We start from the raw sequence: 14,205 nt of genomic DNA, 5'->3' as shown, positions 1-14,205 counted from the left end.
CCTTACCCCTTCAACGGAATGAGGTCGCATAGCGCCTCTACGAAGCCAGGACCATAGGTTGTGTAGTCGTTGACGTTCGACACCGTGTATTGCCGACCCTGCCATGTCACAAGGTCAGCGTCACGACCAGCGGTACCGGGGATGAGGGTGAACTTGGTACATATCAGGATGGAGCCCTTGATGCGGCTGCCTTCTGCAATCCGGTCGAGGATATCGCCTTGATCGCTGGTTACCACCCCAGAAAAGGGGATGACCTGTTGCGCGTTGACTGCTTCACCATACTGATTCACGGTCTGAGTCTGCCGGGTACAAGTCAGCGTGGTGTCAAGGAAATCCGGATCCAGCAGCACCTCTGTAACGTCGAGTAGAGGCATGGCTATTTGTCCTTTTTCCTGACCACGTAGGTCTGCGAGTTCCGATATTGACCGGTATCCAACAGCGGCTTATCGCCCGTCCTTCCGGCTTCCCGGCGTTTCTGGAGCGTATATGGCGCCAGCGGGGGGAAATCTCCCTCCTGGATGGTCTTGCGCACCGAATTCACAGCCAGCAGACCGGCTGCATGCAAGGATTGATCCACAGCCTGTGCGTCACCATCCAAGGCACGTTGGCCACCACGCTTGAGGATGCCAGCGGCCTGATCCTGGATCGCCTCTACGCCTGGAATCAGGTGAGGGCGCGCCGGGATATTATTTGGAGGAGAGCCGAACTCGTTGATGTAGCCGATCTGAGCATTCGAATACTCTGCATCGTCATCACGCTCTGGCGAGCTATCGGGAACGCCTACAAGCACGTCCTTTTGGGCAATCGAATGCAGCGTCTTGATGATGTCCTGAAGACGATCAACCCTCATCTCAACGCCCATGGATCACCTCATAGCTGAACGCCACCGGCGCCAAACATCTGGATCAGACGCCACAGTTCGATACCGTAGGTGGTTAGATTCCAGAATGTCGCATCCGGGTTGGCCGCCGAACCGGTGTCGTAGCTCACACTGACCTTATCTACCGATTTGGAGCTTTGCGGACCTGTCACTTGACCGGGGATTCCGCCCGCCGCTGAAGCTTGCTGATTCCTGACGGCAATCGCTAGATGGTGAGCGGTGTATAGCTTCACCCCTAACGGCCAGAGAGTTCCCCAGCGGCTTTGGTTTAGCATCGCCTCAGCCATCGTGCTCCAAAGAGTCAACTGGCTATCCGTATACCGGGCAGTATCAGCAAACTCCGGAAAGTCTGCGCGAAAGGCTGCTAGATCCATGGGTTACTCGCTTTCGTCTTTGGGCGGCCGACCCGGGCGTCGGGCCTCCGGCTTGGCTTCCTGAACCTTTTCCGCCTCGATATGCGCCTGGACGAACCAATGGTTCACCAGACCATCATCGATCTGCTGGACGCCTTTCTGGAACTCCAGTTGGCGCCCATCAGGGGCATTGAGGCGGAAGGCCTTGATAACTCGTACCTTAGCCATCCCATCCTCCTTAGATGCCGTCGCGGTAACCGACCGTTTCCGGGTACACGAATTCCACGGCACCCAGACGACCGAAGTAGGTAGTCAGTTGACGCAGATCGCGGTATTCCAGCGGGGTGCGTTGCAGCGGAACCAGAGGGAAGCGCACACGATCCATTTCTTTCGTGTACGCAACCATGCGGTTGGTGTTGCTCGTGCCGCGACCTACCAGCCACTTGAGCGGCTGAATGTCCAGCGGGCGCCCGTTGACGGCATTGCTCAGGCTGTTGACCTTCAGGAATTCCAGGATGCTGATGTTACCAGCGCTGGAGACGATGGTGGACACCAGGCGGCCGTAGTTGGTGGGATCGATCAGCAGGCGTGACGGCATCACAGCATAGGCCGAAGCCGCCCAAACGCTGCTCAGCAGTTCGTTGACATCGGCCAGGATCTGGGCAGCGGTAGCAGTAGCCCAGTTGCCAGTGGTGGCGTTGGCCACATTGGTAACGGCAGCGCCGTTCACCAGGCCAGTTTGACCCAAGCCGACATCACCAATGTAGACCTGCTCATCAATGTCCATGTTGTACTTGAGCTGCATGCCCGCGTACTTTTGCTGATCAACCGGGCGGCCCAGCTTCTGCGCCGATTCCAGTTCGGGCAGCGTCCAGCCCAGTTGCATTCCCCACAAGGACAACGCTTGTGCGGTCTTGCCGATGTCCAAACCGATACCAGTGATGGCGTTGGCTTCTTTGCCAATCCACGCCTTGCCGCTCAGGCCGGTTCCCGAAGCAGCCGCAAAGCTGGAGTTCGTAAACGACGAGAACTCATCGGCCACTGACACATCCTCGCGCAGGTCGATGTCACGGCTCCAGGTCACCGCAGCCAGCGGGGCGTGCAGGTTCTGGTCCAGGCGTTCCAGTTCGCCGACCAAAAAAGCGCCAGCGCTGTCGATCGTGCGCTGATCGAAGGTCATCAGACCGTCACGCGTATACGCACGAATGATGTTGGATTTTTTCATTTTCCCTTCCTATGGGCGTAAAAAAACCCGCCGAAGCGGGCTCTTTGTGCGTTGCGGTCGGTTAGACCTTGAACGAGATTTCCACGTTGCCGTCCGCGTCAGCGGCGGACATGAAAATGCAGCTGGCAACTTCGATAGTGTTGGTGCTATCCGCAGCGGCCTCGATGCCACCGATGGGCTGGTCGGCTGTTTCGTTTGCGACACGCACATAGACCTGGCCATTCAGGGCGGCAGCAGCCGAACCGCGCAGCTTGACAGCGGCGTATCCCCGGCGCAGGACGTCGGCCGGGCCAGTGGCGGGCGGCTGGGCAATGCCCATAGCAGTGGAGGCCGATTGCGTCGGGAAGGGGCGAACCAGCAAGCCATAGACGGCGGCGGCAGCGTCACCCGCGCCAATCGGCACGAACCGGCCGTTGTCGATCTTGCCAAACAGGCCATAGGCGGGAAAGGTGGCGGCCGGGTTGAACAGTTGCGGCTCAATCGTTGATTGCGATTGGCGCGTAACGTCGCCCGGGATGCCGTAGGGCATGCGGTAGAGAATTGCGTTGGTGGCCATTCTTTGGTCCTCAGTTATTTGGCCGAACGGCCGTCCCAATGAGCGCGGTTACGCGCGTTGATTTCGGCAGCCGTCACCGGCCCACCAAAGTCCCGAGTGGTGATGCCGGATCGGATGCCAGCGGCGTTGTTCTGCATTCGGCGGACCTCGGCGGCGCCTGCGAAGATCGCTACCACTTGCTCGGGCTTCATGCCAGCGAAGTCGGCAGTTTTCCCTCCCAGGAAGGGCTCGATAGCCTTTCGGCCTGCTTCCGTGTCGTAGGCGGCGGCCAGGGCTTTGCGTTGGCAAGAGCAAGCCGCATCGGCGGTCATGCCCTTGGCAGCATCGAAGGTCGGCAGCTTGAAGCCAGGCGCCAGGATCTCGGCACGTTCAGCCAGCTTCCGCAGGCTGTCGCCGGTATAGGCTTCGCCTTTGGCCTCGGTGTTGTGCTCGCCCTCTTCGGCGTTGAGGATTGTGTCTTTCGTCTTTTCCTCGTCGTCGTTCTTTTCTTTGTCGGTCGCGCCATCCACTAGCTTGGCGACCATAGCCTCCAGACGATCCATGCGGGCCAAGATGTCGCGGTCCAGGTCGTTGTCAACCTTTTCCTCCGACTCATCCTTTGCTTCCTTCTGGTCCTTTCTCTCTTCGGACTCGTCCATGGTTTCCAGCTCTTCCATGGCTTCTGTCATTGCCGCGGCGTCCCGGGTGCCAAAGGCGCCCCAGAGCCGCTGCACGAGGGTCTTCTTTTTCATACTCGGTTCCTTATCTCCGATTGCGCAACGAGGCCCGCATCGGCCACGCTCCACGAGGGCAACATGGTTGCCGATGATGTTGCGCTGCTCCCCGCGCCCGGGTTCTACCTGCTCGTAATCCGCCTCGTAGCCGCAGGAAACTTCCCGCAGGCCCGACCGGATGTCCTCAATAGCTTGCGCATCGGTGATCAACAGATCCGCAAACAGGTAATCGTTCTCGATGCCTTGACCCTGGCGCACGTTCTGCACCGTACCCACCGCAAGCTGGCGCCATGTCTCAGGCGTCACAAAGTCGTCTGGGTGATCCAGGGTGACCGGCTTTCCTTCAAAGCTGGCAATCGTTTCCGGTCGAAATACTTCTTCTGGGCTGCGGTTGATCTTTATGAGACCGTCTGGGGTTGCCTCTACAGGCACCTCACCATCGGCGTATAGGAGCTCACCGATACGTGCGATAGGCACATCCCGGCAGAGTAAGAAGCCTTCGTTGGTAAGCTCCTGCTTTTCACCAAGTTTCTGCACCGTATAAAAAGGCATCGGCGTCTTGTCGTTTGTCTTTATCGACATTGTTTGCCTAGCTCCAATTAAGAATGCTCCCCAGCCAAATTTAAAGGTCGGGGATAATCGGCTCCGCATAGCAGCGACAGTTCCATATCTCCCCCGGGTGGTGCGCTATCCAATTTGGCGCCGCTGGAGTGCCCTCATTTACGAGAGGTGGGTCGCTCCAGGCGCACACCTTGCCATTCATGGCTTTATGCCCGGGCCTTACATCCGAATCGCCTAAAGTTCGCCATATGTAATGCGTACTGCCGATGTACTGCGCCCGAGCTTGGGTAAGGTGGGCAGCAGTACGAGCAACTTCCGTGCGTGCAATCAGCGTTGCTCGGCTTTCGGAAACCTCGCCGGATCGCTGAATCTCCTTCACTATCTCTGACGCCCTGGTGCTGTCTTCCAACCCCTTGAGCGTCAGCTCATGCACGCGCTTAGCGGCGTCTAGCGGCAGGCTCTTGATGAGGCCAACCTGCTCCGCCAGCAAGCCCCTCATGACCTCGCCCGTCGGGGCATTCCGGATTTCATCTGCCAGAGCCTTGGACATCTCCTTGGCTTTCTCGAAATACGTCTGCTTGTCGCGTCGGTCAACGTCTAGCAACATCTTCTGAGACGTGACCGTGGCCCAAGCCGTCAGCGCGTCCGAATATCGCCGCAGCATGTCGTCAATCGACGGCAGATACTGAGGGTCTCCAGCGGGGAAGCCGTTGATGATCTCCCCGATGTGCCGAGCGACCTTACGCAGTTGGAAGGCAAAGGAATTCTCAGCCTTCCTGGTTGGCACAGGGTTACGCCGGTGCCTCTTGTCGAGCGTTCGGGTCTTGGCCCGGCTTGCCAATCTCTGAGCCAGGTACATTCATTTCTCCCGGGTCAGGTGGGTCATCGTTGGCGGACTCAATGTCCTCGTCGGTGATCTTGGACCAAACGCCGGAAACATGGCTTGCATTACGCAGCTCCGACAGCGCTGTCTTCTGCGTAACCAAACCAGCATCCAAGCCGGTTGCCACAGTATTTGTGATCTTCTCGGCGATCTCTGCCTTCTCGGTGTCGCTTAGCTGCCAAAGAGGGCGGAACTCAAACGAGAAATTTTCATCAGGGGCCGAGCCGAGCTCAGACCGGTGGATCACATCCAGCAACGTGGTTAGACCGGGCCTTAGCTTGCGGTCTTGGTGCTGGCTCACCTGGTCGTAGTAGTTGCGCAGCTCTCCATCGTGGTTTCCGCTAAGACCTGCCGGAGCCTGCCCAAAGAGGCGCACCATGGGAATCTGCGTGGCCCCTGATATCTGCTGACCCATCTGGAGCAGCACGTTATCCAGGCCAGTAAACGAGTACTGATGCGCCTCAAACGTGTCTTTCGCGTCCATGAGGGTCATCCCCTCGTTAGACTGGAAGCGCCGGATCATGTCGATCTGACCCAGCAAGCCCATGTATGCAAGGTTGCCGCTGTCCTGGCCGCCCGCCGCGATGATCTCGCGCAGCCCCTCTACTTTGTATGTGCGCAGATGGGCTTTGTAGACGAGTTGGGCCGTACCTTGGGTCGTGCTGTCGAACGCCAACAGGCGATCCCACAGGCGCTCCAGGACTGACTGGCCCCACAGGTTCTCGGCGATGCGCTGCCAGTAGGGAAGCTCCACGCCATCCATGCGGATCACGCGGGTATAGTGGATAGTCTGGTTGATCAAAGCCTGAGCATCGGCCAAGACGTGGTAATACTTTGGCTTACCCATGTCTGGCCCATATTCTGTCACTAGGTCTTGTAGCGAAGGCTGAACCAGCCAGCGGTCAAGGACTAGGAGGCCCTTAAACTGGCCAGGGCCTACCGTATCAAGGTTGAGCGGCGTCTTAACGTCCTGGCCGTCGATCAGCATCACGCAGATCGCACCGCCATACAGACGCGCCCACTTGGCCGTATCGCAAAGCTGATTCCAGATCTGGAAGCGCTCCATCGCGCTGTTCAACTTCTCGATGTCTTCCGGCCGGCGATCCGAATGGATGTCAATGCCAGCACGGGTCATGTCCTCCGCTACAGCATCTACAGCGATACCGCACACCCAAGACGACCGGTAAGCCGCCTCCATCTGAATGCGGTTTCGGGTGACGTAATCAAAGGTGTAATGACCGGCTTTGCTTTGGTTTGCGGCCTGGATGCCGACACGCGATTCAAAGTTGACAAACGAGTCGCGGGTAGGCTTAGGCGCAGCAGATGCCTGGCGCGCCATCGCCTTTCGTTGTTTGCGATTCATCCGTCTTCCCTTATTTCGCTAGCGCCTCCCACACGCTCAGGGCGCGGGTTGCGGGTTGGTAGCAGATCATCACCGCGTCCGCCAAGTTGGGGGATTTGGTGCCATCTGGCCTTTTGTCGATAACGATCTTGCCAACCGTGTTGACCGTGTAGGTTGGCTGCGACAGTTCCATCGTGAGCTGTGTCAGGTGCTTCAAGTCAGGCGAAATCGAGATGATCTCGTCCGGCTTGTATTCCTGCCCCTCAACCACGGCGCGGTGCGTAGCCTGGAAGCGCAGACGCAGCGCCCACCAGGCTTGAGCCTTGGCATTGGCGAAGAAGTCTTTGTTTTTGCGCTTTGGCACCATCTCGCCATCTGGGTCGTACACCTCTCCAGATCCCCTGAAGGGGTTGGCATGGATAGGCGGCCGATTCGCAGCCCTGCGCTGCCGGTTGATCTCAGCAGCATCCCCACGCACCCCAGCGCCAAGGCCGTCAGCGTCGTAATCCAGCGCATTCAGGCCGTCCGCCTCGCACAGTCCGAAGGCCTTGACGACCGTCTTGTAAATGTCGCTGTCCTTGCCTGACCACATGTCGAGGTTGGCCAGCAGTACCCCGTGACGCATCGCATAGGCGTTTGCGTCGGTGCCCTCGTCAGCCACGTCTAGACCGGCGTACTTACGCCCGCTAGGGTCAATGCCTAGCTTCTGGTGTGCTCCGATAGCAGCTTGCACCCAGGCAGATGGGATAACCACCCCCTCAACAGAAGCCGCGTAGTTGATGTCGATTTCCTGAGCCACCGTCACGGTGTCAAGTTCCTCAACCTGCTTGGCGTACCATGCATCATCCTTGCGCGGATCATCTCGCCAGTGGAACGTAAACACCGGCACACGGCCGCTATGGCGCTTTTGAGCAAACGGATTGCCCATACCGTTGGGGGTAGAGATGTCCTGGCGGCAGTTCGTCGTCTGCGACAACGATGCGTCGGTCAGTTGTGGGCGTTCCAGGAACGCCGATTCGTCTACGAAATAGGCGCTGGTGCGATCGCCTCGGCCGATGCCATCCCCAGATTCCCCGGTGATGATGGAGTCAGATTCCGGGAAGATGATACGCATGTGCGGCGCATGCTTCCCGGAATCCCAGCCACCCCTGAATTCGGCAGGCAGCATCCGCATAAACGTGCGCGCCTTGTCAAACAGCGACTTAGGCGAGCCGATCTTGTCTACGTATTCTTCCTTGCGCGACCCAAAGCCCAGCACCATGCCGTTGTTGTGCAGGCACAGCGTGCAGGCCAGGCCAATGGTCAGCCAGGACATGCCCATGTCGCGGGTCTTTTCGGTGATTCCAGGCTCTTGGCGCTTCCAACGCTCCATGAACCAATACACCCATTCCTCTTGCCTGGGGAACAGCAGGAACGGCACAGACGATGGCAGCCCCCGCTCAACATTTCGCGGGTCCAGCGTCATGCCCCAGTCGATAATGAACTGCGCAGGATGGCTCTTGTAGTAAGCCTTCATGGCAGGCAAGCATGCAGGATTCGCCCTGATACGGTTTAGCCTCTCTATCCGCCACTCGAAGACAGCCTTGTAATCAGGGCTCTTGAAGTCGAATGGGAAAGGAATCGGCATGTTAGGCGCTCATCATTTGCTGATATATCTTGGCCGCTTCTTCCGGGGTGGCAGCCACGGCCGATATCGATTTGATTGGCCCGCCACCAGGGCCGGAATGCTCCACCCGATCCTTGAACATGCCAAGGTGGCGCCCAATATCCACCAGTGCGCCTTTCTTGTCGTGGAACTTGACCTTCAGCCCCTCGCGCCCTTCCGACACCTCGGAAATGGCGGCAGCCGTCGCGTCGTCAATTTCATTGGATGCAACCAAGACCAGGCCATGGTGCACCTCGGTCGTAGGGTTGCCGTCATCATCGACGCCCGCCTGTAGCGTCGTGCTGCCCCAATTGACGACCTTACGAATGTCCGCAAAGCCGATCTTGGCCAGCTCGCGCAGCACCATGTCCTGAGTGATTTCGGTGCGCTTGGAGCGAGCCGCCTGGGCCTCCTGAACCGCCTTGGCGATGTCAGGTTTTGACAGGTTCTCTTCACCTATCTGCCTTGCGGTTTTTTTGCTATACCCCGCCCTGATCGCCGCTTGCGTGGCGTTGAGATCAACGAGGTACTCATCCACGAAGCGGCGCTGCTTTGCTGTCAGCGCCATACGTAATGCTCCAAATAAAAACCTGGCGCTTGGCCGGGTCAGTGAATTGTTTGCCGCAGCGCAGCGAGTTGATCGCCTGCATCCTTCATGTCAGCCATAGCGTGGGCCGTGAAAATTGCCAAGTCGCGGCAGCCGCGGTCAAAGTTCGGCAAGCCACTTGCCCACTGGAACGCAAAATCCGCGTCGCCCACCTTATGACCAAGCCGATCAGCCATCGCATCACTAAAGTTCGCCAGCGCCATGTACACCAGCACAATCGGCAGGTCATCGCCCTCGATCTTCATCTGTGCCCGATCAGCCGCCGTGTGCCACAGAGCCTCAATCTCCTCAGTAGGCAGGTCGATGCCATCGTCAAACAGATCGAAGTGCATTTCACTGGCAACGCCAACTAGACTGAGCGAGTCCATGTTTCACACCTCAAAGCGGAGTGGAAATAAAAAAGCCCGCACGTGGCGGGCAAACCCATGAGAGGCGGGTAAATCTATGCGAGCCGTAACGGGTGCTGGATGCGGGCCATCAGATCGGCAAATCGCTGTTCAAGCAAGGGCTTTTCTCGCTTACGATCCAGCATCAGCCGGGAACCCACCGAGGCGCGAGCCTTGGAGTCTGCATCGGTAGCCAGCAAGGCGTGCATCTGCTGCCACAGCCCCTCCCGGCCCGACCGGATGTACTCGGCCATCGAGTTAAACGCCTCGATGAACGACTCCTTGACGGCGGCGGCTGCGCGGGTCGCGCAGCACATCACCAGGAACATAAATCCGTCCTTGGTCATCTGGACGTCCGGCTCGGGCTTTCCGTTCGCTAAGTCGTTGATTTCAAAGCACTGCGCAAAATTGCGCGCCCTGAAGTCAGCACTACATTCCAGTACCCGAATAGCGCGCAGCACATCACGGTGCCGCTTTTTGAATTTCTCGGCCACGCGGCGGGAGTCGGTCACGAGCCGATCACCGGCCAGCGAGACCATATCTTGCACTTGAGTCAAATCCATATCGCACCTCTCAGGATAAAAGCCCATGAATGCGGGCATCGCTGATCTGAGTCAGCTTTAAGGGACAAGCGCAGACGCAAAAAAGCCCGCGAACCTTTCGGCTAGCGGGCTGCGTTTCTTCAGGGCGCAATTGTCCTGCGAGAATTATGGCACTCTAGGTGGCACTTTTGATAAACCTCATGTGGCACTTTCCACGAGTAGAGAGCATACCCACCTCGCGCCTGGGCTGGCCCCACCCGTGTGATTGAGCCGTTTTGCTCGAGCTCAGCCAACACGCGCAACACACCGTTCCGAATCCGCTGACGCTCGGCCCCTTCCGCCATGGGATTTACGCCCCTGACCAATTCGGCCATTCTGAACTGCCGCCCAGGATACGGCCGCATCAAACCCAAGATCTCCCGCGCGTACTTCATTCAAACATCCTCCACACCTGAATCTTGAAACTGCCCAGCGCGATCTTGTAATAGGCCGCCGGAATGCCGATGAGCTGGCTCGCTGCCTCCTGCCGCTCCTTGATGGTCATATCGCCGTATTCGCGCCGCCTGGTGTATTCAGCCTGGATCACGCGCCGCTCGATCAGCGGCAGGGCTTCGTATAGCGCGTGTACCTTATAGGCGCGGTCGTAGCAGATCGGAACCAGTACATCGCCGCCCTCGTCGTCTGGCTGCCGCGGAAATTCGCAAACCACGGGTGCGCCGTGATCCGGGCGGCCAGGCCCAGGCCACTCTCCCTCCCACTGCGAACGCGCCCAGTTGTGCAGCTCGTCCTCGACCCAGCGCGGGATAGCCGAATCTCCAACGGCTCTACGCATTACGGATAACTCCGCACAGAGGGCGAGCCCAAAGCCTTCAGGCTCGGCTCAGCCTGCTGGCTGCGCAGCGCCGCGAATCGCATAGCTGCGCTGGGCATATAGATTCGGCGTTGCACTTCCACTTTCGGCGCGGCGGCAGCTCCCATCCAGGCGCGGATCACAAGGTTAGGATCGCCGCCCCGGTACGCTGGCTCAATCCTGCGGATCTCTGAAGCTACGCCCTCAGCGTTTTGGCGGAATCGGTTGAGCTTGATGCCCATACCGCGCAGCCGCTCTACCGCCGCCTGGCGCCAGTAACGGTCAGATTGCTCAACTGTTCTCGGGTGTCCCATTACGCCGCTCCGATATTTGAGTGATTGATGCCCCGCCGCGTAGCCCAGGCCCGGTATGCCTCGTCGAACGTCGCCCGAGGACTGGGGCCGATATGGGCGCACCAGACGAGCCATGCGCCGCGCTCCTGCCGAGCTCGGGGTTTCTGAATAATCGTCATACGCCCTCCTTGAGCGATTCAATGGTTACGCGGACAAGCCCGCCCTTCTCTTTGCTGCCAATGGCAACCGGCGCGAAGTGAAAGCCACGGTCATTCATACCCAGCGCGTCCGAGATTCCATCTGTAGCGGCTTTCATCCGCGCCGCCAGGTTGTCCCGGTCGTAGGCTCTCGCAGTCGGTGGGCAAAATTCGTAGGTAATGCGCACACCGCCGAAGCGGTCAAATCTCTCTGCGTGGCGCAACGCCTTCATTGCGGTCAAACGCGCAGCGGTGCGGTAGCTTTTCTTCGCCCGCGAGATCGGCGCCCAATGGCCCCGGAAGTTGGGGCTCAGCTCTTTGGGCGGCCAGGGTAGACGAAGGGAAATCATGCTTCCCCCGGATTCAGCTCAAGGCCAAGCGCCCGCTTTGCCATCGTCAGCGTGGCGAACGCGTAGCGCCTGCCGCCCTTCCTTTCCTGCTCCTCCAGAATCTTTTTGGCCCAGTTGCGCGGATCTCGTGACCGCTTGGGTTCAAGAACCTTGTCTGCACCCATAGCCTTGAGCGCAGCGGCAGCCTCTTCGCGGGTAGCCTGGGTCTGGCCTGGGGCCGGCAATACCTCAAGCACCTCCGGGATGCCGTGCCATTGCCCCTTGGCGAGCTCGTCGCCAAAAGCCCGCTCCCAGCGCGTTTTCATCACGCTGTACGAGCTGTTGAGCAAGTCATGCGATCCAGCATGGACGGCTGCCCAGTAAATCGCCGGATGCGACCACGTGCCCATGTCGCCGCGACGACGCGAAGCCATACCTACGACCGCCTCGTGGTAAGCCACCTCGGGATTCATCCACGGGCGGCACAAACGCAGAAATTCGGGCAAGCTCGGCGGCCAGTCACGGGTCAGGCAGGCGGTCAGGCCCGTTCGGACTTCGCGCTCGGTCAGGCCGGACAGCTTCTGATCCCAGGAATCCTTCAGCTCTCGCGCTGTCAGCCCCTGCCACTGCTGGCCGAACTTCGTGCCGTACATCAGCCGCATTTCGTTGATGACCAAGGCGCCAAGCGATGTCATGTGGTGGTCAGTGAGTTGCATCAATCGTCCCCATGAAAATCTCGGTCGGCCGACGGCTTTCGGCCAGAACATCATTCAGCTCGGCGTTCCACTCGTCCATGCGCTGAGACTTGCTCGCCGGGGTGGCATTGCCCCGCGCCTTCGGCGCAAACAGCCCCTGGTAGCCGCTGGCGATGCTGTGCGCGATCACGTCGGCCGGGGGGTGCCCTTGCTGCAAGAGGTCTGCAAGCTGCTTGATCTGCAGCTCGGCGGCTTTCTCGGTGATCGGCTTCTTGCGGGCCTTGCGGTCAGCGACCCAGGTTTCCCAGGACTCACGGTCAAGCCAGTCCGGCAGATCAATCGCGGCAGCGTCGAACGACTGCCCCCGCTTGCGGGGGTTAGGGGGTATTTCTTTTTCTTGGTTATTGGTTATTGGTTCTTGGTTAGGTGGCGCTTCGTTCACGCCTTGTGCACGTTTCGTGCTCGATTGCTCACGAGCCGTGCGGCGCTTTGCCTCGCGCTCTTCAGCAATCTCTTTGTTCTTCAAAGACTTAGCATGGAAGGCGTCAATCTCTTCTTGAATGCGCGCTTGCACATACCGGCCATCAACCAGATCGAAGAATTTGCCCAGGACAAAGCGCACGGCCGCGATTTCTTCTTCCGTTCTGGCCCAGCACCAGTCAATTGCCTCATCAATGGTGGGGAAGCGTTCACGGTCGTAGCACGAGTCGATCAAGAGCGTGTACGCTCCGTGCTCAAGCATGGACAGACGCCCAGCCTTCTTGTGATAGTCCCCAATGTTCCGCTTAAAGTAATGCACGGCTTTCCTCCAGCATCCCAGCGGCCCGCAAAGCGCCATCAGGGACGTTCAAGCCTTGGGCTTGCAGTTGTTCGATGCACCAGACCAGCAAATCACGCTGCTTGCCGTAGCGCTCTTCAAATCGTGTTTTCCAGGGATGGACGGCAATGCGCCCAGGTGCGCCAGTCCCGTCTTGGTGATTGCCCGCCGACAGCGGCAACACGAGCCAATGCGCATCAGGCTTAGTCCGGCCGTCAATGTGATGGATCGAACACTGGCTATCGAAGAAGCCATCCATGCGGGATGCCACGCATCCGATGTTCCGGGCCAACATGTCCCAGAAGCGCTTTTGTTCTGCGGTAGGGTTGCGGCCTTTCATGCACCAAACCCCGCCAGAATCGCCTCGATGCCTGCCAGTGCTGCCGAGTCATCTACGTCAGGCCACAGAAAACGCGTAGCAGCTTGCGAACGCAGAAACTCCACTACCTTGATGTGGTGGTCGTAAAACTCGGCGTCGTCCAAGCTCTCATAGGAGATAGACAACGGCAGCGCCACCAGACGCCCTTTCGGGCCGGGCACAAACCGGCAATGCCCAGCGCCAACCTCAACCCACTTACGAAGATCCTCGGGGCTGACGAATTGGTCTTGGTTGTCGAAGATCGCGCCAAGCAGCGCAAAGTGCAGCCGGTGAAACTTCGGGCTGCGCGGGAAACGATGCTCAAAGCTGATCGTGTCACCAGGGCGCAGAAGGCCCAGCTTCTTTTTGAAGCGGCTATATGCGCGGTCATCAAAAGGCGTCAGGCCCGCGAGCTTGCCGCGCTCGTCCACGCGGAGGGCGATCTTTGCCATATCACTTTGCCTTTTGGCGGACAGTTTCCAGCCGCGCTTGGTGTCGGGCCTGCATCCACTTGAGCGCCATGCTTTCAATGGCGATCTGCTCGTTCTGATCCATAACTACCGAATCTCCGGTGGTGAGCTGGAACCCAGCCGCTGCAAGCAGGCAGCAAAATTCCATCAGGTCTTCGCTCACCATCCGGCTGACTTTGCTCGGGTGCACGCCCATGCATTCGGCCGCATGCTTCTGCGTGATGGCTGCAAGACGCTGCAACACCTCAGCCTGAAGCCGTGCGCCGATGTTGCTTACCATTGCACGCTGCTCGTCGGATACTGCTTGCTCGTTCATGATGTAAATCCAGGGGATGCAATGAGTGATACAGAGAAGTTATTGAGCGCCGCGCAAGACCTTGCCCGCCGCCACTTTGAAGACCCGGCCGATGCCGTCGTAATGGATCTGTTCCGCGAGCTGTGCGCGGAGCGTGAGCGCACCGCCTACGACGAGCCGGAACATGTGGGCGCTACGCTGCATTGAT

The 14,205-nt window shown here is 58.9% G+C and carries 22 protein-coding genes; 1 reads left to right on the top strand and 21 read right to left on the bottom strand.

Going from position 1 to position 14,205, the window contains the following annotated elements; translation table 11 throughout:
* Window positions 1-2: 2 nt before the first annotated feature.
* The 21 genes from U0029_RS03610 to U0029_RS03510 form a co-directional block, all read right to left on the bottom strand.
* The gene (locus tag U0029_RS03610; RefSeq protein WP_114852878.1) at window positions 3-374 is read right to left on the bottom strand and encodes a hypothetical protein; all 372 of its coding nucleotides are present in this window, start codon (window positions 372-374) and stop codon (window positions 3-5) included.
* Window positions 375-376: 2 nt separating this feature from the next.
* Complete coding sequence (locus U0029_RS03605) at window positions 377-862, bottom strand: hypothetical protein (RefSeq protein WP_114852877.1); 486 nt, start codon at window positions 860-862, stop codon at window positions 377-379.
* Window positions 863-870: 8 nt separating this feature from the next.
* On the bottom strand, window positions 871-1,254 hold the full coding sequence (locus U0029_RS03600) for a DUF4054 domain-containing protein (RefSeq protein ID WP_114852876.1): 384 nt from the start codon (window positions 1,252-1,254) through the stop codon (window positions 871-873).
* A gap of 3 nt (window positions 1,255-1,257) precedes the next feature.
* The gene (locus tag U0029_RS03595) at window positions 1,258-1,461 is read right to left on the bottom strand and encodes an STY1053 family phage-associated protein (protein ID WP_114852875.1); all 204 of its coding nucleotides are present in this window, start codon (window positions 1,459-1,461) and stop codon (window positions 1,258-1,260) included.
* Window positions 1,462-1,471: 10 nt separating this feature from the next.
* Window positions 1,472-2,458: a DUF2184 domain-containing protein gene (locus U0029_RS03590; RefSeq protein ID WP_114852874.1), complete on the bottom strand. Its 987-nt coding sequence runs from the start codon at window positions 2,456-2,458 to the stop codon at window positions 1,472-1,474.
* 61 nt (window positions 2,459-2,519) lie between these two features.
* Window positions 2,520-3,014 carry a structural cement protein Gp24 gene (locus U0029_RS03585; protein WP_114852873.1) on the bottom strand — a complete coding sequence of 165 codons (495 nt, stop codon included), beginning with the start codon at window positions 3,012-3,014 and terminating at the stop codon, window positions 2,520-2,522.
* A 14-nt stretch (window positions 3,015-3,028) separates the two neighbouring features.
* Complete coding sequence (locus tag U0029_RS03580; protein WP_236824170.1) at window positions 3,029-4,309, bottom strand: DUF2213 domain-containing protein; 1,281 nt, start codon at window positions 4,307-4,309, stop codon at window positions 3,029-3,031.
* Window positions 4,310-4,349: 40 nt separating this feature from the next.
* On the bottom strand, window positions 4,350-5,075 hold the full coding sequence (locus U0029_RS03575; protein WP_236824171.1) for a phage head morphogenesis protein: 726 nt from the start codon (window positions 5,073-5,075) through the stop codon (window positions 4,350-4,352).
* A 4-nt stretch (window positions 5,076-5,079) separates the two neighbouring features.
* Window positions 5,080-6,534: a DUF1073 domain-containing protein gene (locus tag U0029_RS03570; protein ID WP_114852870.1), complete on the bottom strand. Its 1,455-nt coding sequence runs from the start codon at window positions 6,532-6,534 to the stop codon at window positions 5,080-5,082.
* Window positions 6,535-6,544: 10 nt separating this feature from the next.
* Window positions 6,545-8,140, bottom strand: a complete 1,596-nt coding sequence (locus U0029_RS03565) for a TerL protein (RefSeq protein ID WP_114852869.1) — start codon at window positions 8,138-8,140, stop codon at window positions 6,545-6,547.
* Window position 8,141: 1 nt separating this feature from the next.
* The gene (locus tag U0029_RS03560; RefSeq protein ID WP_114852868.1) at window positions 8,142-8,726 is read right to left on the bottom strand and encodes a terminase small subunit; all 585 of its coding nucleotides are present in this window, start codon (window positions 8,724-8,726) and stop codon (window positions 8,142-8,144) included.
* A 38-nt stretch (window positions 8,727-8,764) separates the two neighbouring features.
* Window positions 8,765-9,133 (bottom strand): hypothetical protein, encoded by a 369-nt coding sequence (locus U0029_RS03555; RefSeq protein WP_114852867.1) that lies wholly within the window; start codon window positions 9,131-9,133, stop codon window positions 8,765-8,767.
* 74 nt (window positions 9,134-9,207) lie between these two features.
* Window positions 9,208-9,714: a Rha family transcriptional regulator gene (locus tag U0029_RS03550; RefSeq protein WP_114852894.1), complete on the bottom strand. Its 507-nt coding sequence runs from the start codon at window positions 9,712-9,714 to the stop codon at window positions 9,208-9,210.
* A gap of 409 nt (window positions 9,715-10,123) precedes the next feature.
* Complete coding sequence (locus tag U0029_RS03545; protein ID WP_115600670.1) at window positions 10,124-10,525, bottom strand: hypothetical protein; 402 nt, start codon at window positions 10,523-10,525, stop codon at window positions 10,124-10,126.
* On the bottom strand, window positions 10,525-10,971 hold the full coding sequence (locus tag U0029_RS03540) for a hypothetical protein (RefSeq protein ID WP_115600669.1): 447 nt from the start codon (window positions 10,969-10,971) through the stop codon (window positions 10,525-10,527). The genes U0029_RS03545 and U0029_RS03540 overlap by 1 nt, the downstream gene beginning before the upstream one ends.
* A 40-nt stretch (window positions 10,972-11,011) precedes the next feature.
* Window positions 11,012-11,383: an endonuclease gene (locus tag U0029_RS03535; RefSeq protein ID WP_114852933.1), complete on the bottom strand. Its 372-nt coding sequence runs from the start codon at window positions 11,381-11,383 to the stop codon at window positions 11,012-11,014.
* Window positions 11,380-12,078, bottom strand: coding sequence for a hypothetical protein (locus U0029_RS03530; protein WP_114852934.1), 699 nt, complete (start codon window positions 12,076-12,078; stop codon window positions 11,380-11,382). The genes U0029_RS03535 and U0029_RS03530 overlap by 4 nt, the downstream gene beginning before the upstream one ends.
* Entirely contained in the window at window positions 12,065-12,799 is a 735-nt protein-coding gene (locus tag U0029_RS03525) for a YdaU family protein (protein ID WP_249037552.1), read from the bottom strand. Before U0029_RS03525 ends, U0029_RS03530 begins: the two co-directional genes overlap by 14 nt.
* Window positions 12,800-12,842: 43 nt before the next feature.
* Window positions 12,843-13,214 (bottom strand): Ref family protein, encoded by a 372-nt coding sequence (locus U0029_RS03520; RefSeq protein ID WP_114852936.1) that lies wholly within the window; start codon window positions 13,212-13,214, stop codon window positions 12,843-12,845.
* Window positions 13,211-13,684 (bottom strand): hypothetical protein, encoded by a 474-nt coding sequence (locus U0029_RS03515; RefSeq protein WP_114852937.1) that lies wholly within the window; start codon window positions 13,682-13,684, stop codon window positions 13,211-13,213. Before U0029_RS03515 ends, U0029_RS03520 begins: the two co-directional genes overlap by 4 nt.
* Window position 13,685: 1 nt before the next feature.
* Window positions 13,686-14,018, bottom strand: a complete 333-nt coding sequence (locus tag U0029_RS03510; RefSeq protein WP_114852938.1) for a CII family transcriptional regulator — start codon at window positions 14,016-14,018, stop codon at window positions 13,686-13,688.
* Window positions 14,019-14,039: 21 nt separating this feature from the next.
* On the opposite strand from U0029_RS03510, the gene U0029_RS03505 reads away from it, so the two are divergent.
* Window positions 14,040-14,204 (top strand): hypothetical protein, encoded by a 165-nt coding sequence (locus U0029_RS03505; protein ID WP_170137966.1) that lies wholly within the window; start codon window positions 14,040-14,042, stop codon window positions 14,202-14,204.
* Window position 14,205 lies beyond the last annotated feature (1 nt).

This window comes from Bordetella avium, from assembly GCF_034424645.1.
GTDB lineage: Bacteria > Pseudomonadota > Gammaproteobacteria > Burkholderiales > Burkholderiaceae_B > Bordetella > Bordetella avium.
The sequence above is the reverse complement of the archived record's forward strand: the minus strand, read 5'-3'. Positions and strand labels throughout refer to the sequence as shown.